Origin of the sequence: Vibrio frigidus, assembly GCF_042465995.1 — a bacterium.
Classification (GTDB): domain Bacteria; phylum Pseudomonadota; class Gammaproteobacteria; order Enterobacterales; family Vibrionaceae; genus Vibrio.
Map to the genome: position 1 here is coordinate 261144 of NZ_JBCDMC010000001.1, position 22122 is coordinate 283265.

A 22122-nucleotide genomic window follows, 5' to 3' on the forward strand; every position below is an offset into this window, starting at 1 on the left:
TTATAGTCAATATATTAAAAATGATAACGGATTTAATGCGCTTTAATACCAAGCTTTCTTAAGGCATGGGGAAGCAATTGATCAAGTTTATCAATTTCATCACTTTCTATTTCAATTAAATTGAAACCATGATCAGTATAAGCAAGGCGCTTTTTCTGTTTCGTTATTGCATCAATTGGCCCTGTATCGCTTCCCCAAAACTGAATATAAACCTTGCCGTTAGGAAGATAAAAATTGCTGGTAAATTCTTCCTCTATCGGGAGCTTTCTCTCGTACGCGTGGACTAATCCAGCCATATAAAGCCAGTTATCAATAATTAACTCACCTTTAGAACGCACATAATGACCATCCGAGGTTCTATGTTTAGCCTCAAACTTTTGTTTAAAACTTGAAAAAGATTTGTCGGTTGAGAGAGAATCCGAATCCACCCCCGAGAACTCCCTAATGGAGTTTTTGAAGTTGCGATTTTTAAGTGTCGTATCATGCCACAACGTATAAAGAGCGGAGGTGTTTTTGTCTTCTCGCTGTTCACCACCCGCTCTTAGACCAAGCTCAGATAGTGACCAGCCACTTGCTGTTTTATCTATCCAGCCCAATTCGTTTAAAATTTGATTGATTTTTTTTGCGTGCAAACCAACTTTGTCACCTATTTGTGTCGCCGTCAATCGCGTTCCAGCGCTTAAGTTTTTATCAATAACAAGATCTTTAGGCCAGACAATAAATTGTCCGTATTCTGTATGTGTAACGTACTCGCCACCAAAACGCTTACCTAAGTCGGTCAATAACCATTTATTCTCATGTCTGACGATATAGCCATACTGATTAAACTCAGAAAACAACGCTTTTGACTCCACGTTATTCTGTTTTGCTAAGTTGGTCGTCGAGATCTTGTCTTGCATAGTAAATCTTTCCTAAAAATTAACTGAGCGTGAAAAACTGAGTGATCTCAACGCTATCATAAAATACTAACGTTATGAATTAACTTACATTCTATTTAGCAATTAAAATTGTGGGTTAAAAATAGATGATTCAATGGTAAATTCGGTTACTCGTTACCATACTTATTTTATCTGCATTTCTTATTAATAGGGTATTTATTGTGAAAAATGAACTGGATCCTAGCAAAGTATTGCGCGCGTACGAAATGGTGATGAACAATGGTACGCCGACTGAATTCGGAAAAATGTATGAAGGGCTGGAAGCCTATTCTGATTACGATGGCTATAATGTTTTTATTCGCGGTAATGGCGTCGAGCTCAAGGTTGGATTCCACAATACCTATCACCTTGAATACGATCAGGAACATTTGAGAGACAGTTTTCTAAAGAAAGTGAATACTTTAAGTAAGTAAGCGCTCACTCTAGAGAGCCTACCTACTTCATCGCTCAGTGCATTAGAAACTTGCACTGTTAATCAATAGATGTAAGCCAATACTGGCTACGTATCCGATAGCAATTATCGGTGTCCATTTTAGGTGCCCAAAGAAGGTGTATTTGCCGTGAGCGGCTCCCATTAAGGCAACGCCTGCTGCTGATCCGATGGAAAGTAGGCTACCACCTACGCCGGCGGTTAGTGTCACAAGCAACCAGTTTCCTAAAGACATGTCTGGGTCCATGGTGAGTACAGCGAACATGACGGGAATGTTATCGACTACGGCAGAGAGTAATCCAACGACCACATTAGCCCAAACAGGATCCCATTGGTTATACATGATATCGGAGACTAAGCCTAGATAGCCAAGTATGCTCAAACCTCCGACACTCATGACTACGCCATAGAAGAACAGAAGTGTGTCCCACTCGGCATGAGAAACTCGCCTGAATACATCGAATGGAATAATTGAACCTAACCTTTTCAGTGCTGCTTCATCATGCGCAGCAACGGCTTTGGCTTTTTTTCTAGCGATAGAAGCGGGCAGTGTCTTGCGTAAGAAAAATCCAAAAAATTGTAGATAGGCAAGGCCCATCATCATGCCTATCACTGGAGGAAAGTGTAAGAGGCCATGAAAACCTACCGCCGTTAAAATGGTGAGTAAGAATAGGCCAACGATTCGTTTCCCACCTCTTTTCAGTTCAACGTATTCATGAATGGCTTCTGGCTGATCTTTCGGAACAAAATAGGACATCACCAGAGCCGGGATGAGATAGTTGGCAACGGAAGGAATAAAGAGTGCTAAAAATTGCGAGAACGAGACTAAACCAGCCTGCCACACCATCAGAGTAGTGATATCGCCGAAAGGGCTGAATGCACCACCTGCGTTTGCTGCGACGACTATGTTGATACAGGCAATGTTGATAAATTTAGTGTTATTCCCACCCACTTTCATTACAACAGCACACATCAGCAAGGCTGTGGTTAAATTATCTGCGATAGGAGATATGAAAAATGACAGGATCCCCGTTAACCAAAAAAGTGTTCTAAGATTGAAACCTTTCCCGACCATCCATGACCGTAGTACATCAAATAGGCGTCTCTCTTCCATCGCACTGATGTAGGTCATAGCCACTAATAAGAATAGCAAGAGTTCTGCGTACTCTAACAAGTTGTGTTCTATTGCTTGCTTGGCGACTTCTATTTGACCATGTTGTTGATAGACATAACCGATCATTATCCAGATTAGGCCTGCAGCCAGTAACACAGGTTTTGACTTTCTCAGCTGTAGGTACTCTTCCGCCATGACTAAGCTGTAAGCTATCGCAAATATAATTAAAGAGGCATAGCCAACGGTTGATGAAGTTAATCCTTCAATAACATGACCAGTTGATTCTGCTGCACTGGTAGAAAGAGAAATGAAATAAAAGAGGATGAAAAAAGATGTTGGTTTTAGTTTCATAAGTTCCACTGACTCCATCATAAAATACTTTAATTCTAGTTTAGACAATGAAACAACAACGTCAGGAGAAAAAACGCTAACTAATAGGAATAAAAAGAAATAGTTTGTTAACAATGGTCTAAATTGTGACATTAGTCCGTTAAGTTTCAACTCTTTGGTCGCCAACCTATCTCAATTCTATACGGGATGAGGAATGATTGTTGTTGTGAATTAAATGGGTGGATGTCGTATTATTGGCTATATGAACAACCTTTATTCGGAAGTAGATAGTGTGGTGTTATTACCTGCTATATCTTTATTGTCAAGCGGGTACAAAAAAAGAGCCATAAGTAGGCTCTTTAATGACGTAACAAAACGTTTAGATAGGCATGACTCTATTTTTGCCTAAGCTTTTCGCTTTATACAGTTGTTGGTCTGCACTATCTATTAAAGAGATAGGGCTTTCTGTCTCTTCGAATTGAGCAACCCCAAAAGAAGCCGAAATATTTTTAACTTGCTCACCTGAACGTTTATCTTTGACGGAGATTCGTTCTATAGAGCGACGAACGGTCTCAGCAAATTGCCTAGCGATTCTAAGTGGTTTATTTGGTATAAGTAGGGCAAACTCTTCGCCACCATAACGGTAAGCGGCAATGCCATCTCTACAGCTAGATTGTAGTCGTTTTGCGATGGCTTTAATCACCGTATCACCAAATACATGGCCATAGTCATCGTTTAAACTCTTAAAGCTATCGATATCGATTAGAACTAAGCAGAGAGGATAGGATTGTTCTGAAGCACAATAGGCGGCGATATCTTTATCAAAAGCACCTCGGTTCAAAAGCCCGGACAGACTATCGTGAAGTGCGTCTTTTTGAACTTTTTCCAATTTTTCTCGCAGGTTGGATATCTCTGAACTTGCGGTATTAAGTTGCTCGTTGAAGTGGCTAGTAGAACTTCTTATTGCTTCTGATTCATTAACAAACTTTCTAACAAGTGACAGCAGTTCATCGAATGTTAGCCCTTCGTGATCAATTTTCTCGAGATTGGAGAAACTTCTTTCAATCGATTTCTCAAACGAACTTGTATCGGCAAGGGTGTCTTTCATGGAAAGAAAGATCTCGTTAACCAGAATCTCTAGGTTAGACCTTAACTCGTGTATATCGGATTCTGTTTTCCCTGCGATGTATCTTTTATAAAGGCTTTTATTGTGACTTGGGAGACAAATGCCGTACTCAGCGATGATCTCATCTAGTTCAACATTAAGCTTTGGTTGCGTTTCTTCAACATAGGTGTACCACAAAGCATAATTTGGTGGTGTTGTCGGTACCTGATGTTTGATCATTAGAGGTACTGCGGTCCTGAGTATTTCAGCCGCTTTTTGGAAGTCTTCTTTAGTCATTTTTTAACCAAACTGATTCGAGGTAATTATAAATTTGTATCATTATTCTTTATGTTAGCGAATTTATACAATAGTGTCCTGTTTGATGACCAATAAACTCGAAAAAAAGTCACCTTCAAATGGATTACTACTTTATTAATGATACTTACGAATAGTTTTGTTACTGACATGTCTAACTATCCCTAATTTAGGGCAAATAAATCCGCTTGATACAAGCGGATTTATTAACACAATACATTCAAGAATGACTGAAAAATAGTTTAGTGATCTAGGTACAAATAGTTTTGCCAACTTTTCATACGAATTAAAATTTTCCGCATCATTGAAACATGCTCTAGGTGCTCTGAATAAACAGCAATTTCCGCGGCACTACCAAGTGGTAGATTAAATTCGGACAGGTCATCGTGGACCTTCAGTTTAACTAATAGTCGACCCGCAGTATTCAACGTTTCGCTACTGATTAATGAACCGTTAGCTTGTACTTGCCCTTCTGCAATTGCGGGTAACATTTCGATGACTTCACCTTGGAATACTCTGCCTGGCAAGGCGCGAAATATAAAATCAGCTTCATATCCTGGTTTTAATCGCTGTGATGCGTTTTGTCTAAATGCTCCAATATAAAATTTCTCCTCAGAGTGGACAAATGTCATTACAGGAACCAACGGCAATGGTACTGCCATCATGCCAGGCCTTAATGCTACTTGGGATACATAGCCGTCTGTAGGAGCGAGTACAACTGTTTCGTCGAGTTTGAACTGAGATTGTTCCAACTCAGATTGTGCGCTGGCGACAGTGGTGTTCACGCCGTTTATTTGTGATTCGAAAGCTAGTTTTGCTTGGCTTTCACTTGCTTTAGCGGCGAGTAATGCGGCTTCTGAAGCCAAATAAGATTGGCGACGAGTATCAACTTGTTGAGCGGTGAATGCGCCTTTTTTATAGCCAGCAGCGTATCTTTTGTATTCTCTATCAAGTTTATCTCGTTGTGCGGCGGCTTGGAGACTTGTTGCCTGCGCACCACGATAAATGGCTTCCAGTTGCAAGACGTTCTGTTCTGCTGCTGCTAATTGGGCAAGCTTGTTGATGACATCTGCTTCAAATGGCGTTGGATCTATTTTGAAAAGGATGTCTCCTTTCTTGATCGGCTTATTGGCTTCAATAGGAACCTCAATAACTTTACCTCGCACACTAGACACGATTGGAGTAGTGGTAAAGACTTGACCGCCTGTAGAAGTAAACGGGTGGTTATAGTTCATCGCTAGAGTAAGAAAGCCGACTATAACGATGCCACCGAGTCCCGCCGTTGGAATGGTCCATTTATTTTGAGGAATTTTGAATATCTTGAATATCGCAATACACAATGCGGTATAAGTCAGTATCAGTAGTATTTCCATCAGTTAGACTGCTCCTGATTTGTATTATTACTTTCTTGAATAGTAGGATCTATAGCTGGCATTGTCTTCGGAGTGTTTTTATCGTTTTGCAATTGACTCACTTGGTTTTGAAGGGTTGCTATTTGATCGGACAACATTGTGATCTTATGTTCTAGGTCGTGTTGCTCTTCAATGAGTTTGGTAAAACCCCAACCTCGATCTTCTCTCCATAGCGTTGCCCATATCCACAAAAAAGGCCATAACACATGTAAAGTGAATAGACTTACCCAACCAGATATGTGGATGGCATCTTGATGAGGGTGATTTCTTTCTTTGGCTATTTCATAAGGGATATCGTGTATAACGATAATTCCGTAAAAAATAATCAAAACAACACACACCAGTATAACTAGCGCCACGGTCTCAAGCATTGTCTATTCCTTGTGTTTGTTAATACTTTACTATTAAAGTTACGTTTATGTTTAATTTTCAGTTTAACAGAGAAAACCGTATCATTTATAGTTATTATAGTCATGTTTCTGAATATTTATGATTGATTTAATTAATAAAAGTAAGGGATTCTATTGCAATATGTAGGAGAAATGGCGGCCATATTTGCTGCCTTGGCATGGGCGGTAGCGACGTGGATTTATAGTCAGTTTAGTCACAAATTTAGTGCGATGCAGATGAATATAGTAAAAGGTATCGCCGCTTCTACTATGATGTTGTTCGTTCTTCCGGTATTGCCTCTTCCTGAACTTGTACTGAGTCCGTCGCATTTTTGGATACTGGCGATATCGGGTGTTATTGGTATCGCTATTGGTGATAGCGCTTATTTTGCGGCTCTGAAAAGAATAGGCGCCAACAAAACGCTCTTGCTGGAATCTCTTGCGCCGCCTTTATCTGGAGTTTTGGCTTTGATGGTGCTTGGCAGTGCACTTAGTGGACAGAGTTGGTTAGGTGTCTTTGTCACGACAGTTGCGGTGAGCTACGTTATTTTTCAACCCAATGTGAATAATCAACCAACCTCTATTAGTGGTATCGGTTTTGGGTTGCTCGCGAGTGTATGTCAGGCGACAGGGGTTGTCATCTCTCACTATGCGTTGGTCGCGGGAGATATTCCTCCTTTATTAGGCGCGCTGATCCGTTTGAGCATCGGGGTTATGGTGGTGTTTGCGGTGGTGGTTTTTGTTGAAAAACGTCCAGTGGCTTCGATGTTGACTAAATTGAAGCAGCTTAAAAGCAGAGACAGAAGGTGGCTGTTAGCGGCTATCTTTGTCGGTACATTTTTAGCTTTATGGTTACAGCAGATAGCCTTAAAGCACGCTAATCCTGCCGTAGCACAAACGTTAATCGCGACGAGTCCGTTGTTTATTTTGATGATCTATGCGTGGAATGGTGAGCCAATAACCAAGAAAAATATTATTGGCACATTAGGTGCGTTATTTGGAATTTCTCTTTTCTTTCTGTGATGGAATAAAACGGATTAATCTTCAAGGCAGACTTGGTTTCTACCGTTAGCTTTTGCTTTATATAGCGCTTTGTCTGCGCGATAGAATGTTCTTTGAGTGTTTTCGCCATCTCGATGTAGTGTAATACCGATACTGACGGTTAACCCTCGTTCACCCAGTATGGCACTCCAACCATAACCATAGATATGCTCTCGATAGTGCTCTGCGTGCATTACCGCTCTTTCTGTGGTGGCGTGCTCTAAAATAACGAGAAACTCTTCGCCGCCAAAGCGCACACATGATGCGCCTTTAAATCTAAAGTGAGATTTTAGCTCAGAAGAGACACATACAATGGCTTTATCACCAATTAGGTGGCTAAGTTCATCGTTGACTGATTTGAAGTGGTCTATATCGATAACCAAAAATGCAAACGGAGTGTCGTGCAGTAATAGGTCTTTCAGTTTTACATCCAACCAACGACGGTTATGTAGTCCAGTTAGCGGATCAGTAAATACGTCTTGTTGAAGCTTGGCAACCGCATCTTTTTGGCTCTCAGTCGTCTCTTTTAGCTCTTTATTTTCTTGTTCAGACATAATGAGCTTTAGCTGTAGCTCGAAGCGAGACAATCGACGCAACTGGTGGGAACCAAGATCCGTAATTGGGATGCTTTTGATCAAATCGGTCGATACTCTATAACCCAATTTCTCAAAAGTTAATGCTTTTTGATATTGACCTTGATTGCGAAAAACATGACTCATAGAATCATACAATTCTTGTAATAACAAAGGTGATGAGGTTTGTTGGATCTTCTTGGTCGTACTTCTTAGAATGATGCTCGCATAATCGGTTTTACCCAACTCAGTTAAGTTGTGAGCTTGCTCAAGACGAAGCATATTCGCTAACCAATGAGACTTTGATCTGTGAATTAAGTAATACGACTTAGCCAGTGTGACCAACGCTTTATGATGCTCTTTACGGCGACTAAGTAACTTTGCCTGATAAAGAATGATCTGACCGGCTAGCCCTTTATCGCTGACTAAAATACTGAGCTCTTCACACTCTTTTAGAAGCTCATTTGCGGACGTAATGCGATTTAGCGATATTAGGCATGCCACCATATTGAGTTTACAGCGTAGCCTTAAAGAACGACTACTAATGGCATGATCAATGCTGTCTATTTTTTGATAATAGCGATAAGCCTTCGCGTGATCACCATAAGCATCACACAGACTGCCCATGCCTAAAACCGCGATGGCATATTCATCTATCGAGCTGTATTCCACCGCAAGAGAGGAAAGATCAATAAACTCTTTAAGGGCTTCATCATATAGCCCTGCATTGACAAGCCTTTCACTCAAGCTGGTTTTTATTGTGATGATCTCTTCAACATCATTCGGTAGCGTTAAAAGATCTAATGCATTTTTGAGTTCAGATATGCTTTGTCGATGTTGATTGAGTAAACTTCTGTATTCAGCGCTTATGAGGAAGCAGTGTGCTTTCTCATTTTGAGATGCCGCAACATGATTACGGACGTGATCCCAGAAAATTATGGCTTCTTCACCGGTAACAGAAGAAGGATCTAAACCCGCATCGGATACTTTACTGAGAAGTTTATCCATGTTGACTATCCATTTGCTCTTGATCTTCGAGTTGCTCTAATGTAAATGGGAAAGAAAGTATGTCGTGTAGGACGGCGACGGGTATTTGACCCGTTAGTCCTCGTCGATCCCAAGGGTAGTTATTCAATGTTTGAAGGATGAACTGGAAAAGCGCTTCTGCTTGTTCTCCTTTTTCGGCTACTAACATACCAATCCTATCTTCACTCAAACGTGAGATAAGGTCATTTCGATTGCAGAGACATTGCGCTATTTCAATACAGACTTCAAGGTACGCTGCGTTGTCATGTTGAATGAGAATGATGGCATGAGTCGATGCTTTTAGTTCGCTCTTAAATAGAACCATTTGCTCCCACCAATAGGTTTCTGAAACTAAATTGGAGTAGCCTTTTTCACCGTGATGGAATTCCACCTGACGTCTTATTCGGTTAATTAATTTACGAGCGCGATTATCCAGTTGCCTTTTAGATGCACGAGCTTTATCCAAGCCGAGTCTATTGGTTTTATCTTTTAGTAACTTAATCGAGTATCGTCGATATTTTTGAAAGGATTCCAACGCGTCTTGAAAGTCACCTTGTTTTTCTGCAACCGCAGATTGTTGGTAGCAAATCTGTGCGAGCAAATCACCATCTTGGAACTCTTTTGCCGCTTTTTCAGCTTTACTTAAGAGCTGTTTTGCATCACTTAGGTTATTACGAATAAGTTCTAGCCGCGCTCGGTTAATGTAAGCTTGAGTTTGCAACCAAAATAGGTTGTGTTTCATCGCAAGGTCATACGCTTTGAGCGTTGCCTCTTCTGCGTTTTTAACCCTTTCTAATCCGAGCAACGCTAACCCTCGGTATTCCCATATCTCCGCTTTCCAAGTGGCATTGCTATTGTGCTTTAGCACTTCTTCAGCAGTATCTAATACAGAAAGCATCGCGATATAGTTGTTGAGCAGATAATAGTCTCTTGCGAGTAAAATCCTTGCTTTGCCTTCAAGCCAGTTTATGCGGGCATTGTTTGCCACATTGACTGCTAATGAGTGGGTAGACATGGCCAATTTATGCTCATTGGTTACCCGCCATACATTTCCGAGGCCGATAAGGCTCTCAATCTCAATGACAGTCTCACCAACTAGTGCGGCTTGTTCTAGCGCGTTTATCCAAAATTGTTGAGCAGAGTAATATTTTGCTTGGCCCCAGAACTGTAAGGCGTGCACATGTAAAATTTCAGGAAGGAATAGATCAGTATCGAGTCGGTTCAGCCTCGCGTGGGCATCTTTAATCGCTTTGAGACCCTGAGTGTAATCCATCAGGTACCAATAACATCGAGAAATCAGGATCGCAGTCTTGATACCCCCTTCAGGGTACAAAACTTGGTCGGCTCTAACTAAGGACTGTTTTGCTAGCTGCAATACAGTCTCAGGCTCGGCTTCAATTCGTGAGGCGAGCTGTTCGATTTCGTTTTCTAGAACGGCGTGGGCTTTATCCAAGGCTAAGTCCATGATGTTAATTACATAAACAACGTACTCATTATATGAATACTTTGGCAGGAATCACTAATTAAAACACAATAATCGATTCGCATTTCTATAAAAGTTAGCGCCGACTCACAATCTAGCAAAGCGATTATATAGTAAACAGAGATCTCATTAGGAAAGCAACTGCTTTAAAGTCAGCGGATGATCGGTTAATCCAAGTCTTTGAGCCGGTGTATTCCCATCCTTATCTTGGTAGCATAAATTATGCCATGCTCTGAATATATCCAACATTGGCAGAATGCCACCGGGTCTCAGTTTTCTGCGTGGTTCGTTAATAAAACTCCCAAATAAGGTTTGGAAACGATCTTGATAAAATTTGGTGTTTCGTATGCTAGCCTTGTGAAACCAATGGTCGGGCGAAGGGTTGTCACCTGCTAAGTAACATATCCCCTTACTTGCGTTTTCTTGAAATGACATGGCCCAACGATCTTTCCACCAACCCATATGAATAATATCAATTTTTTCAATAGCTTTACTATTATCCCAGCTTTCATCCTCTTCGACGTACATAAGGTCAACATTTTGACGCTGAATTTTTTTCAAACATAGGGTAAGTGCTGCTGAACGCAACACAGGGTCTTGAGGAAGGTAAATGGAGATACGTTTGTCGTCATTACACATCTCGAGGATATGCAAAAAATGCGCATATGAGGTATAGGGTGCGCGAATAAGCGCCCCTTTTGACGGATAATCAAAACGAGTCATATTACCCATAGGGTCTTCGACATTTCCTCTCGCAAGAATCACCTGATATTTCTCATCGATGCGCTCGCGTAAATCATGTGACTTCACACTAATATCTACATTCGCTTCGGACAGATAGCTACGGGAAACATAACGAGCCGCAGAGCTATATGGGTCATGATCCACTGGACCTGTAGGTTCTTCATCTGTTGAGTAGTTGATATGTTGGGAAAGAATATACCCAGATTGAGCCTCACCTGTTGCGAACCATAGTACACCATTATTGCTTTTTGGTTGTAACGGCATAAAGTGCGAAGCGAGGTGATAATGTTCTTCGTGGTTTACCCAGCGAGCGTCAAACATCGCTAACTTGCGGCGACATCGACTTGCAATATGGTCTACATGATCATAAAAGGTTTTAGGGTTAATCTGTAACTTACGGCACACTTCTCGGACTGAAAAGCTCATAAACAGAAGGCCGAGCAGATTTTCTTGAAGCTGAAGCTTGTTGTTAGCACCGGACCATTTGTCTACAAAAGTTGATTGGCACTCTTTGCAGCGATAACGTTGCCTGTCACCGCTATATCCAAAAGCGTGATAGAGGCTTTTATGGGTATGAACGGAAAGACCAAAATTATGACACTCTTTGCTGCGGCAAGCAGGAAGTCCATCACTATGAACTTGGCGTAGACGCGTCAGTTCATTTAGGACTTCTTGATTATTAAGTAAGGGGGGGAAAGCACCACATTCCCGACAAACCATCGTTGGACGCTTAGGATTTACGTGTTGTAGAACGTACCGTTCTGCATCACTCAAACCAAAGTTATCACACGCCAATGTTTTACAAAAGTTGAGTTGTAAACCATCTGCATCCTTGGGTAGTTTGCCGTTAGACACGATCGCCCCCTCAGGAAATACTGGAGCTGTCAGCAAACACTGACAGCGATTAAATTAGATGTTGATTGCTGTTTCTAATGCAACCATCATCATATCGTTAAATGATTTTTGACGATCTTCCGAGCTTAGTTTTTCGCCACGAATAATGTGGTCTGATACGGTAAGAATCGTTAGCGCTTTAGCATTTAGATCGGCTGCCACACCGTAGATTCCTGCGGCTTCCATATCAACACCGAGGATACCCAACTTTTCCATTTTACCGAAAATGTCGGCTTCAGGTGTGTAGAAAAGATCGGCAGAGAAGACGTTACCTACTTTTACTGGGACGTCTTGAATGCGAGCTTGTTTAACCGCTTCTTCAAGCAGGCCAAAATCGGCGATAGCCGCAAAGTCATGGTTGTTAAATCGGATACGGTTTACTTTGGAGTCAGTTGATGCTCCCATACCGATAACAACGTCCATTAATTTAACGTCGTCACGAACCGCGCCACAGCTACCAACACGGATAACGTTTTTTACACCAAATTCTGCAATCAATTCGTGTACGTAAATACAACACGATGGGATACCCATACCGTGGCCCATTACAGACACTTTTTTGCCTTTGTATGTACCGGTATAACCGAACATATTACGGACATCACATACTTGCTTCACATCATCTAAAAATGTCTCTGCAATATACTTAGCACGTAGTGGGTCACCAGGCATCAAAACTGTTTCTGCAAAGTCACCTAGTTGAGCGTTAATATGTGGGGTTGCCATGTCGATTTCTCCGATTAAAATGGGGATAAAATTAGTAACTCATTTATCAATTACTAATTATGTTGAAATTATTTGTCCGCTTAATTGAATATTAGCGGCAATAGGATCAGCTACACGTGATGTACGTCACATTATTTGTGTGACTTTAATATATCGGACTATTTGATAACTAAATCTGTTGAATGGGAGAGAGCAATCGATTTGCTTTTGTTTTTAGGCCAACTAAAGCAGTGTTACCGCCTCAAAACGGAAGGTGGCACACTGCCCATTTCTTGTTGTCTTCACGGATTAGTTGTCTCTAATATTAATTAAATCTTCAAGTAATTCAGTAAGCTGATTGTATTTTTCGTCACCAAGTTTTTCTTTTAACAACACATATTGCTTATCGACATCGATACGAACTCTGTTCACTAATTTTTCTGCTTTGTCAGTGAGACGAATATTTACACGTCGTTGATCGACTTCCGATTTTATTTTGCAAACATAGTCCTGTTTTTCTAATCGATTGATCACACCTGTTAGGCTGGGGCTTAATATACAAGAGTCACTCGCGAGAGTCGTAAAATCTATTTCGCCGTAAGCAAAGATGATTCTCATCACACGCCATTGTTGGACTGTTAAGTCATTTGCTGACAGTACAGGGCGAAAGTAATCAAGGGTTACGTCCCTTGCTTTAATCAACTGCAGTGGCAAAGAGTCTTTAAATTTTGTCATGTTTTACCTTTCTAGTCTTTTAGATCGTAATTCTAAATAGACGTTGTTTTTAATTCAGAATCTTGAAGATGATTGCGATACTCCGTTGCAGTCATCTGAGCGTATTTTCTAAAAAAACGTGCAAAATAGGCGGGATCTCTAAACCCAAGATCGTAACCTATTTCAGACACACTTTTTGGTGTGAACTGTAAATGGCGTCTTGCTTCTTGCATCAACCTATCAATAATGATCTTTTTAGAGGAAAGCCCACTGACTCGACGGCAAATATCATTAAGCCTAGAAACAGAGATACCTATACTGTCTGCGTACTGGCTTAATGCCCAATGTTGGTGGTATTGATTTTCTACAAGGTGGTTAAAGTTATGGAAAATGGTGACATCCACACTGCGGTTTCTGGTCTCGCTCTTATAACTATTAGAAAGTCGCATTACCTCGATAAGTACAAGTTGCAAAATAGATTGAGTTGCACGCTCTTTCATTATCGCGCCAGAATCCATTTCCCTTTTTAGGTGAGTCAAAAAATCTAAAATGGGATTGTCTGTTTCAAGCCTAGTACAAAATGGCTTCATTTGATCCACCATAATATTGTTTATCCCGCTTTCCATGTCTAATAGCCGCCAAACTAGTTGCTGTTGAATAGTGAGGACATAACCTGTAGAAGTGGCTTCTGTCACAAAAGAGTGGGGGACCGCTGGAGGGGTGAAAAACAACGTAATACCCTTGAAAGAATAGTGTTTATCATCCAAATGAACGTGCGTTTTTCCTTCCATTACAATATGCAGTTGATAAAATCGGTCGTGATAATGGACAGGCATATTCCGACCAAAGAAGCTCGCCAAATTGTCCAAGTATTCAAAATGTAATTCCGCATCTGCATACTTTTGATCGTAAACTTGCCCAATAATAATGTTAGGGATTTCTCCTGCCACTTTGTAACTCCCATTCACGTTTAGTAATAACTCGTGTTGCCGTGTCAGATCACATTTTTGTACAAAACAGTTAATATGTTAATTACTTTCTGCGAAAAGTGCAATTGTTGTCGTGCTTAGTCCATTTTATAACTATTTATTTAACATGATAATAACAAATGTTCAGAAGCCAAAATTATTTATTTCGACCCACTAGGTGAATTTGTTGGGTAAGTTGCAAGATTAAAAGGAAGTAACCATGAAACGTGAAAACTCATTATTAGAGCAAATCAAAGAAATCCTACCTACGATTGCAGCCAATGCTGCTCAAGCTGAAATGGATCGAACACCACCTGAAGAGAATATCCGTCTCTTAAAAGAAATTAAGTTTTTCCGAGCATTTCAACCTAAAAAATATGGTGGCCTTGAAATATCGTTACCTGAGTTTACCGATTGTGTCGCGGCGATTGCTGGTGCATGTGGTGGTACAGCATGGGGCGGTAGCTTACTTGCCACGCATAGCCATCAAATGGCCATGTTTTCTGAGAAAGCACAGCAAGAATTTTGGGGAGAGAATCCGGATGCAACAGCAAGCAGTAGTATCGCGCCGTTTGGTAAAACAGAAAATACAGAAGGCGGCGTCATCTTTAACGGAGACATGCGCTGGAGCAGCGGATGCGACCATGCTGACTGGGCCATCCTCGGATTCCACCGACTTGATGCGGATGGTAACAAAGTCTACTGCTTTGGTGTGGTACCAAGACATGAATACACAATTACTGATGACTGGCATGCCGCTGGTATGAAATCGAGCGGTACTAAAACATTGGTACTGAGAGATGTTTTCATCCCTGATCACCGTATCGAGACAGCGAAAGGCATGATGGAAGGCGAATCAGCAGGCTTTGGTCTGTACCCAGATAGCGATATTTTTTACACCCCTTATCGTCCGTATTTTGCTTGCGGGTTTGCAGCGATAAGCTTAGGCATTGCCGAGCGTATGTTGGTTGCTTACAAAGAGAAGACCAAGAATCGTGTCCGCGCTTATACGGGGGCGAATGCAGGTACTGCTACGCCAGCTCTCATGCGTATTGCTGAATCGACTCATCAAATATTTGCGGCTCGCGCCATGTTAGAAAAAACGTGGCAAGATCATAAAGAGCATGGTGAGCGTAAAGAATATCCAACTCGTGAGACATTGACCTATTGGCGCACAAATCAAGCGTATGCAGTGAAGATGTGTATTCAAGCCGTGGATCGTTTGTTTGAAGCGATGGGTGGTATGAGTTGGTTCCTAGACAATGAAGCTCAACGTCTCTTCCGTGATTCGCATATGACAGGTGCACATGCTTACACCGATTATGATATTTGTGCACAAATTCTAGGGCGAGAGTTGATGGGATTAGAACCTGACCCAACGATGGTGTAATCGAATCAGAGATTTTTATTCGCTCTAATAAACAAAGCTCCACCGTTAATAAGTGGAGCTTTTTTAATGTCTTACATTACCGATTACCAATTGTATATAGACTAAAGTCTACCGATTAAAAGTAAACTAAATGTTACAAACATGATCTTGTTAACATATTAACTATATGTCTTTTGATAGATTATTAACATGTTATCGAATTGTATCTAAAAAGTGATATTTAGATAACGAATATAAATAAAATAACGACGATAAGTAAAACAAGGAAGTGTCATGATCAAATCTAAAATATCTCTTATGGTAAGCACTGGTTTACTGTTACTCGCTTCAACAGGTGCTAATGCCGCACCAGAGAAAATACTAAAAATAAGCTCTTGGGCTTCGCCAAATCACGGGATAAATAAGGTCGTTTGGCCAACGTGGGGCAAGTGGATTGAAGAAGCGACAGAAGGTCGTGTCACTGTAAAAATTGAATATGATTTGGCTCCACCACCATCACAAATTGATGTTGTAACTGATGGTATTGGCGATGTAACGTGGATTTTCCACGGCCATAAGGCTGGACGTTTCAAATTAACACAGCTTCCAGAAATTCCTACTTTTAAAGAAGGTGTAAGTTCAGAGCTCGCATCGAAAGCTTACTGGAACACTTATGAAAAATACCTTAAAAAAGGCAAAGAACACCGTGGTGTAGAGGTATTGGCTATGGGTGTACATGGTCCGGGTCAGCTTATCACTAAAGAGAAAGTTGAAACCCTTGCAGATGTAAAAGGTAAGAAAATTCGGGTTGGTGGTGGTGTTATCTCTACCATTGCGAAAGGGATGGAAGTTACGCCAGTATTTATCTCTACCACTAAGGTGTATGAGTCGCTTTCTCAAGGTGTTGTTGTTGGTACTTACTTACCTGTAGAAGCTCTAAGTAGCTTCCGTCTAGCGGAAGTTGCCAATAATACACTTATGTTCCCTGGTGGTTTGTACCGCGGAAGTTTTGCCATTGTCATGAATCGCGATGCATTAGAAGGTGTTTCAAAGAAAGACCAAGAGGCAATTAAAGCGGTATCGGGGGAAAAGCTCTCTCGTCTATTTGGTAAGATGATGGATGATTACGATAATAACGCTTATACCAAAGCTAAAGAAGGTGGTCATGTGTTTACTGATGCTTCACCAGAGCTCGTTGCAGAAGTAAAAGGTATGACAACCGCTATTATTGAAGACTGGTATAAAACAGCGAAGAAACGCAAGGTTGATGGCCCTGCTGCATTCGACTATTACCAAGAGCAAATTAATAAAGGCTTATAATCATTATGATAGCTGAAAATGTTTCGATAGCTGTAAGGCGAGGGTTGGAGACCCTCGCTGCGCTCAGCTTATTTCTTATGATGGGTATTACATTTTTCGATGTTTTCGGACGCTATTTTCTAAATTCACCGATTGATGGCTCAACTGAGATGATTGAGGTTCTACTCGCTGTCATGGTCTTTATGGCTTTCCCTCTTGTGTCTTGGAAAGAAGAGAATATTTGCGTAGATCTACTCGACGCCTATTTCCCAGACCGCTGGATTGACGTTCGCCAAGCAGTCATAAACCTTATTTGTGCAGTATCGCTGGTATTGGTCGCGATGATGAATTGGAAATTAGCGGGTCGTTCTCTTGAGTATGAAGAAGTATCTGAGATATTAGAAATTCCACTGGGTTACGTGACCTATCTAATCTCAATTACAGGGTTTGCTGGTGGTTTTCTTACCTTTATGAATGCAGTTGTATACATGGCCAGATTACCAATCTTCCGCTCAGGAACGCCGATATCAGAAAGGAGTAACAGCGAATGATGGAGTCCATTGTAGGTTTTACCATTCTTATCATTATGGTGTTTTTACGGTTACCGCTTGCCTTTGCCATGGGGGTTGTTGGATTTATTGGATTTTGGTACATCAATGACTATAACTGGACAGCGGCCATGTCTATGGCCGCTCGTCGAATCATTGATACTGGGCAAGATTATGGTTTGTCGGTTATTCCACTATTTATACTAATGGGGAACTTTGTGACGAAAGCGGGCTTGTCCGCTGAGTTATATAGAGCTTGTAATGCGTTTGTTGGGCACCGTCGCGGTGGGTTATCCATGTCGACGATACTTGCTTGTGGTGGTTTTTCTGCCATTTGCGGTTCTAGCCTAGCCACATCGGCAACCATGTCAAAAGTCGCCATGCCACCGATGCGTGCTTATGGGTATGCGGATAGTTTAGCTGCCGCGTCAATTGCTGCTGGCGGTACGCTTGGCATTTTGATACCACCAAGTGTCATGTTGGTTATCTATGGGCTTCTGACTGAAAGTAGCATACGTGAATTGTTTGCTGCGGGCTTTCTTCCCGGCTTGCTAGGTATTTCACTTTACCTGCTTACGGTTCGTTGGGTCGTTTATCGCTCACCAGAAAGTGCACCACCGGGTGAACGTTCAGACTGGAAAGAACGATTGACGGCATTAAAGGGCATTTTCTCTACATTGTTACTTTTTGTCTTGGTTATGGGTGGTATCTACGCGGGCGTATTTACGCCTACAGAAGCGGCCGGTATCGGTGCTTCAGGTGCTTTCTTTTTAGCACTTTATCGCAGAAAACTGAGCTATGACATATTAAGAGATATTCTGGTTGATACCGCCAAAACGTCGGCGTCACTTTTTGCTGTCGTGATTAGTGCATTAATACTGTCTAATTTCGTTAACCGTGCTGGCCTACCAACCGCGTTAATCGAGCTTATCCAAGTCGGAAATGTGTCTCCGATAGTGGCGATGGGGATTATCCTGCTCATCTATATTATCTTGGGCTGTGTATTTGAAAGTATGTCAATGATGCTGCTCACGGTGCCGATCTTCTTCCCGGTTGTCGTTGAGCTTGGGTTTGATCCCATATGGTTTGGTATCGTTGTGGTGGTCGTAACGGAAATCAGTTTGATTACGCCTCCTGTCGGGTTGAATGTATTTGTTCTCTCAGGGTTAGTAAAAGACATCAGTACAGGCACCATCTTTAGAGGTATTTTACCTTTTTGGGTTGCAGATATGGTGAGGTTAGCAATTATTGTGCTGTTCCCATCTATTGCACTGCTATTGCCCAGTTTGATGTATTAGATCACAACCAATCCGATGGTTTCGTTTGTATTGGCTTTGAGTATTTGCTCAAAGCCTTTTCTTTTTAAAGGCGGTATAACGGTCGGGTCGTGCTTAGAATGATCTATAACCGATTACAACAATATCAGACATTTTAAAGCTGATCTTTGACGTGAATTTCCTTACACTATCACCCCTTCATTGTATCTAGAATTGAGTATAAAAATGATTGAAAGAAAAGAAACTAAGCAGCGCATGAGTCGCGCTGTTATCCATAACGGTACGGTATACTTCTGTGGTCAGGTTGCAAAAGATTCGACTAAAACTATTAAAGAGCAGACCGAAACCATGTTAGATAAAGTAGACGAGTTATTAGAAAGTGTCGGTTCATCAAGAGAGAAACTGCTATCAGCAACGATATACCTTAAAACGATGGAAGACTTTGCTCAGATGAATGAAGTATGGGACAACTGGGTTCCAGAAGGTCATGCACCCGCTCGAGCTTGTGTCCAAGCGCAGATGGCTAGAGAAGCTCTACTTGTCGAAATTTCTGTCGTTGCCGCTGTTTAACGGGCATAAAAAAACCTACCCAGTAGGGTAGGTAAGATAATTATCTTAAGAAATAGCAGTGTTTGATTTGGTATAGCGTAAATAATGCCAAAGTAATTTGACCGTCTTGCCAACAAATCAGCGCGAATTATAGGCGTGTTCTGCTATTTATCAATACGTTTATATGTCCATTCACAATGGACATATTGTCCACAATATAACTAGCGATATAAAGAAGAATAGTTATCGATATAGCTTTCCCAAATGGGGGGAGTTCCAATGACTTCCTGTACCGTTTCAATAAAGAGTTTGACGATTGGGGTCTGATTCCTATGGGGATAAATCGCGTGTATATCACCGTATGTTTTAGGCATCTTGTAATTTGTTAATAATGGTACAAGCCCCATTTCCTTAATGTTTCTCTCTAAAGTAAATAAAGGGGCAGAAGCGTATCCGAGGCCATCTTGAGCCGCAGAAAGGATAGCTTTGGCTTGGTTTACTTTGTACCTGCCTTTCATTGTGTACGTTTGCATTACATCACAACCAGGTGATTGACAAAAATCGATTTTGTTAATGGTTGTTTCACCATTGGAGTAAATTATGGCCGGTAATTTAATTAATTCTTCTGGCGTTTTTGGTTCACCATATTCTTCGATAAAAGACTGAGATGCCAAAATAGCGATTGGGTTACTGGCTATTTTTTTCGCAATGAGATTTGAGTCTGACAACATACCAACACGAAATGCAATGTCGTACTGTTCGCCAATAATATCTGAGCGCCTATCGTCCAAATGCAGACTAATATGAATGTCTGGGTATTTCTTCATAAAGCAATTGATTGCTTTGGTAAGATAAAGGTAACCAAATGGTGTGGGTCCAGTAATCTTTATCTGGCCTTTTGGTTGGGAATGATAAGACTCGGCAAGTCTTTGCGTATTTAAGAGCAGTTCGCGCATTGATTCCGCTTGCTTTAAAATCTCCGTGCCTGCGTCAGTTAAAGAAAGTGAACGAGTGGACCGGTTGAGCAATCGAATGCCCAAATCTTCTTCTAACGTTTTAATCTGTTTAGATAACACTGAGCGATCAAGGTTGCGTAAATCAGCCGCTTTAGCAAATGAACCATGTTGAACAACATCTAGAAAAAGATCGAGTCGAGTTGCCATATCCATAGGAAGGAACCTGAAATAGAGAACGTAATTATGCATATCATAACGTTCTTTTTAGGTATAGGTATCAAATTTCTTATACAAAATAGTGATAACTTATAGGCTGGTGTGACAGCTCGTCAGGTATTTTCGCAATAATCGGACTCCATATTCAGCTTACGAACGCGATGAGAGAACATAAACCATGCCGTGGTGCCTGCGAGGATATTGGCAATAAAGACCCCCCATAAAACGCTTTCGATACTACCCAGTGTTACACCGATCACGGTGGCAGGGATATAGAACACAAACAATCGGAAAGACGAAAGAATGAGTGCTTTTTTGGGTTCACACAATGCATTAAATACCGACACAATGACCATACACAAACCAAGGGGCCCATAACTCAGTGGGACGAATATTAACGCATAGGTCAATGTAGAACTTAAGGTGGTATCTTCGGTGAGCAACTCCGAAATATAAGAAGCGCCAAGCATCGCTGCGATAGCAATGACGATGTGATAAACAAGAACAAAACGGGCAGCAGTAAAGACGAGTTCGGCGACCTTATCGGTGTTTTTCTCACCAATATAGCGACCTACCATAGGGGGAATAGACATGGTAAGTGAGAGCGCAAGCACTAACGAAAACATTTCCAATCGTGTTAGCAGCGTCCAAAAGGCAATACTGGTTGTACCTAACTGAGCGATAAAAAAGGTGACGGTCATCGCGCTTACAGAGGGCAATATCTGGTTAGTCGTCGTCGGTATCGCCATGTTCATTAAGGCCCGACTGTAATCTATGGTTTTCCGCTCGAATAGAGAAAAGCAGAACCATTGTTTTTTTTGGACTCGAAAAACCATGATAAGAATACAGATGGTAAATGAGACCGAAGACGCTAATGCCGCCCCTTTTATTCCCATCTCAAAAGTGAACATAAAAATCGGGTCAAGAACTAGATTGATCATGCTAGCGAGAATAAGGAAGTATCCTGGCGTTTTGGTTTCACCATTGGCGCGGTATACACCGGAGATAAAATAGAGCAAGGCACCAAGTACCGCACTTATTAACCAAATAGACCAATAGTCATCAAGCAGCGCGTTAATAACGCCTAGACCTGATGCACTGTTATCAAAGTCACCAAACAAAGAAAGGAAAAATGGGCGTTTTAACCATAATGTTAGGCTGAGCATAGATAAAACAAGTACACCGATAATGACACCAATGGTTGCTGTTTTCGTTGCCGCTTCAATATTTTTAGATCCAACCGCTTGGGAAATGATGCTGGTACTTGCAACGCCAATACCGACTTGGATCCCGATAATAACTGTATGAAATGGTAGCGTTAACCCTTGAGCAGTTAGAGCATCTATGCCTAATCTTCCGATGAAAATACTGTCTATAAGTTGAACCAACATGATAGATAGCACGCCAAAGGTTAGGGGCAGAGTGTTATCAATTATTTTGCGTAGCATGTAAGGTCTCTATTTGATGTGTTTTGGATTCGGTCACGCTTAAATTCTAAGGGTTTTAGGCCAAGAGAGATAGATGAGTCTGAACATTTCACTGTTGCCTTATTTACCACAATTATAACGTTGAATGAAATAAGGGCTTGATCGCCGCATAAGTTGGGCAGCAATCGACATATTTACCGCCAAAATTAATGGTTGTCTGTGTCGTATTCGTAAAATTACCGGAGAGTACAATTAGTTAACAAGTTTTAGTAATTCCTTTCAATTACGTGTAAGTTTAGGG

The 22122-nt window shown here is 41.2% G+C and carries 20 protein-coding genes; 7 read left to right on the forward strand and 13 right to left on the reverse strand.

Features of this window, described 5'->3' with window-relative positions; genetic code table 11:
* Positions 1-32: 32 nt before the first annotated feature.
* The gene (locus tag AACW90_RS01100; RefSeq protein WP_390229587.1) at positions 33-899 is read right to left on the reverse strand and encodes a glycerol kinase; all 867 of its coding nucleotides are present in this window, start codon (positions 897-899) and stop codon (positions 33-35) included.
* A 200-nt stretch (positions 900-1099) separates the two neighbouring features.
* Here AACW90_RS01100 and AACW90_RS01105 point away from each other — a divergent pair, with 200 nt between their 5' ends.
* Complete coding sequence (locus tag AACW90_RS01105) at positions 1100-1351, forward strand: DUF3081 domain-containing protein (RefSeq protein ID WP_390229590.1); 252 nt, start codon at positions 1100-1102, stop codon at positions 1349-1351.
* Positions 1352-1393: 42 nt separating this feature from the next.
* Here the strand turns inward: AACW90_RS01105 and nhaD are convergent, their stop codons facing one another.
* The 4 genes from nhaD to AACW90_RS01125 all read right to left on the reverse strand — a co-directional run bounded on the left by nhaD (position 1394) and on the right by AACW90_RS01125 (position 6015).
* Complete coding sequence (gene nhaD / locus AACW90_RS01110; RefSeq protein ID WP_390229593.1) at positions 1394-2833, reverse strand: sodium:proton antiporter NhaD; 1440 nt, start codon at positions 2831-2833, stop codon at positions 1394-1396.
* A gap of 358 nt (positions 2834-3191) precedes the next feature.
* Positions 3192-4214: a GGDEF domain-containing protein gene (locus AACW90_RS01115; protein ID WP_390229597.1), complete on the reverse strand. Its 1023-nt coding sequence runs from the start codon at positions 4212-4214 to the stop codon at positions 3192-3194.
* A 260-nt stretch (positions 4215-4474) separates the two neighbouring features.
* Complete coding sequence (locus tag AACW90_RS01120) at positions 4475-5605, reverse strand: HlyD family secretion protein (RefSeq protein ID WP_390229600.1); 1131 nt, start codon at positions 5603-5605, stop codon at positions 4475-4477.
* Positions 5605-6015, reverse strand: coding sequence for a DUF3302 domain-containing protein (locus AACW90_RS01125; protein ID WP_390229603.1), 411 nt, complete (start codon positions 6013-6015; stop codon positions 5605-5607). The genes AACW90_RS01120 and AACW90_RS01125 overlap by 1 nt, the downstream gene beginning before the upstream one ends.
* 171 nt (positions 6016-6186) lie before the next feature.
* On the opposite strand from AACW90_RS01125, the gene AACW90_RS01130 reads away from it, so the two are divergent.
* A complete protein-coding gene (locus AACW90_RS01130) occupies positions 6187-7056 on the forward strand; it encodes a DMT family transporter (protein WP_390230807.1) in 870 nt (289 codons plus the stop codon).
* A 14-nt stretch (positions 7057-7070) separates the two neighbouring features.
* On the opposite strand, the gene AACW90_RS01135 is transcribed toward AACW90_RS01130, so the two are convergent.
* The 6 genes from AACW90_RS01135 to hpaA all read right to left on the reverse strand — a co-directional run bounded on the left by AACW90_RS01135 (position 7071) and on the right by hpaA (position 14162).
* Positions 7071-8654: a GGDEF domain-containing protein gene (locus AACW90_RS01135; RefSeq protein ID WP_390229606.1), complete on the reverse strand. Its 1584-nt coding sequence runs from the start codon at positions 8652-8654 to the stop codon at positions 7071-7073.
* The gene (locus AACW90_RS01140) at positions 8647-10125 is read right to left on the reverse strand and encodes a hypothetical protein (protein WP_390229609.1); all 1479 of its coding nucleotides are present in this window, start codon (positions 10123-10125) and stop codon (positions 8647-8649) included. The genes AACW90_RS01135 and AACW90_RS01140 overlap by 8 nt, the downstream gene beginning before the upstream one ends.
* Positions 10126-10284: 159 nt before the next feature.
* Entirely contained in the window at positions 10285-11754 is a 1470-nt protein-coding gene (locus tag AACW90_RS01145) for a lactate dehydrogenase (protein ID WP_390229612.1), read from the reverse strand.
* 54 nt (positions 11755-11808) lie between these two features.
* A complete protein-coding gene (deoD, locus tag AACW90_RS01150; protein WP_390229615.1) occupies positions 11809-12519 on the reverse strand; it encodes a purine-nucleoside phosphorylase in 711 nt (236 codons plus the stop codon).
* Positions 12520-12807: 288 nt separating this feature from the next.
* The gene (gene hpaR / locus AACW90_RS01155; RefSeq protein ID WP_390229618.1) at positions 12808-13233 is read right to left on the reverse strand and encodes a homoprotocatechuate degradation operon regulator HpaR; all 426 of its coding nucleotides are present in this window, start codon (positions 13231-13233) and stop codon (positions 12808-12810) included.
* Between the two features lie 32 nt (positions 13234-13265).
* Entirely contained in the window at positions 13266-14162 is an 897-nt protein-coding gene (hpaA, locus tag AACW90_RS01160; protein ID WP_390229620.1) for a 4-hydroxyphenylacetate catabolism regulatory protein HpaA, read from the reverse strand.
* Positions 14163-14400: 238 nt separating this feature from the next.
* Here hpaA and AACW90_RS01165 point away from each other — a divergent pair, with 238 nt between their 5' ends.
* From AACW90_RS01165 to AACW90_RS01185, 5 genes are all read left to right on the forward strand, one after another.
* Positions 14401-15570, forward strand: a complete 1170-nt coding sequence (locus tag AACW90_RS01165) for a p-hydroxyphenylacetate 3-hydroxylase oxygenase component (protein ID WP_195705825.1) — start codon at positions 14401-14403, stop codon at positions 15568-15570.
* Between the two features lie 273 nt (positions 15571-15843).
* Positions 15844-16869: a TRAP transporter substrate-binding protein gene (locus AACW90_RS01170; protein WP_390229624.1), complete on the forward strand. Its 1026-nt coding sequence runs from the start codon at positions 15844-15846 to the stop codon at positions 16867-16869.
* Between the two features lie 5 nt (positions 16870-16874).
* Positions 16875-17399, forward strand: coding sequence for a TRAP transporter small permease (locus AACW90_RS01175; RefSeq protein ID WP_195705827.1), 525 nt, complete (start codon positions 16875-16877; stop codon positions 17397-17399).
* Positions 17396-18694: a TRAP transporter large permease gene (locus AACW90_RS01180; RefSeq protein ID WP_275138124.1), complete on the forward strand. Its 1299-nt coding sequence runs from the start codon at positions 17396-17398 to the stop codon at positions 18692-18694. Before AACW90_RS01175 ends, AACW90_RS01180 begins: the two co-directional genes overlap by 4 nt.
* 204 nt (positions 18695-18898) lie before the next feature.
* Complete coding sequence (locus tag AACW90_RS01185) at positions 18899-19243, forward strand: RidA family protein (RefSeq protein ID WP_195705829.1); 345 nt, start codon at positions 18899-18901, stop codon at positions 19241-19243.
* Positions 19244-19443: 200 nt separating this feature from the next.
* Here the strand turns inward: AACW90_RS01185 and AACW90_RS01190 are convergent, their stop codons facing one another.
* On the reverse strand, positions 19444-20391 hold the full coding sequence (locus tag AACW90_RS01190; RefSeq protein ID WP_390229629.1) for a LysR family transcriptional regulator: 948 nt from the start codon (positions 20389-20391) through the stop codon (positions 19444-19446).
* A 116-nt stretch (positions 20392-20507) separates the two neighbouring features.
* Positions 20508-21842, reverse strand: a complete 1335-nt coding sequence (locus AACW90_RS01195; RefSeq protein ID WP_390229632.1) for an MATE family efflux transporter — start codon at positions 21840-21842, stop codon at positions 20508-20510.
* Positions 21843-22122: the final 280 nt, after the last annotated feature.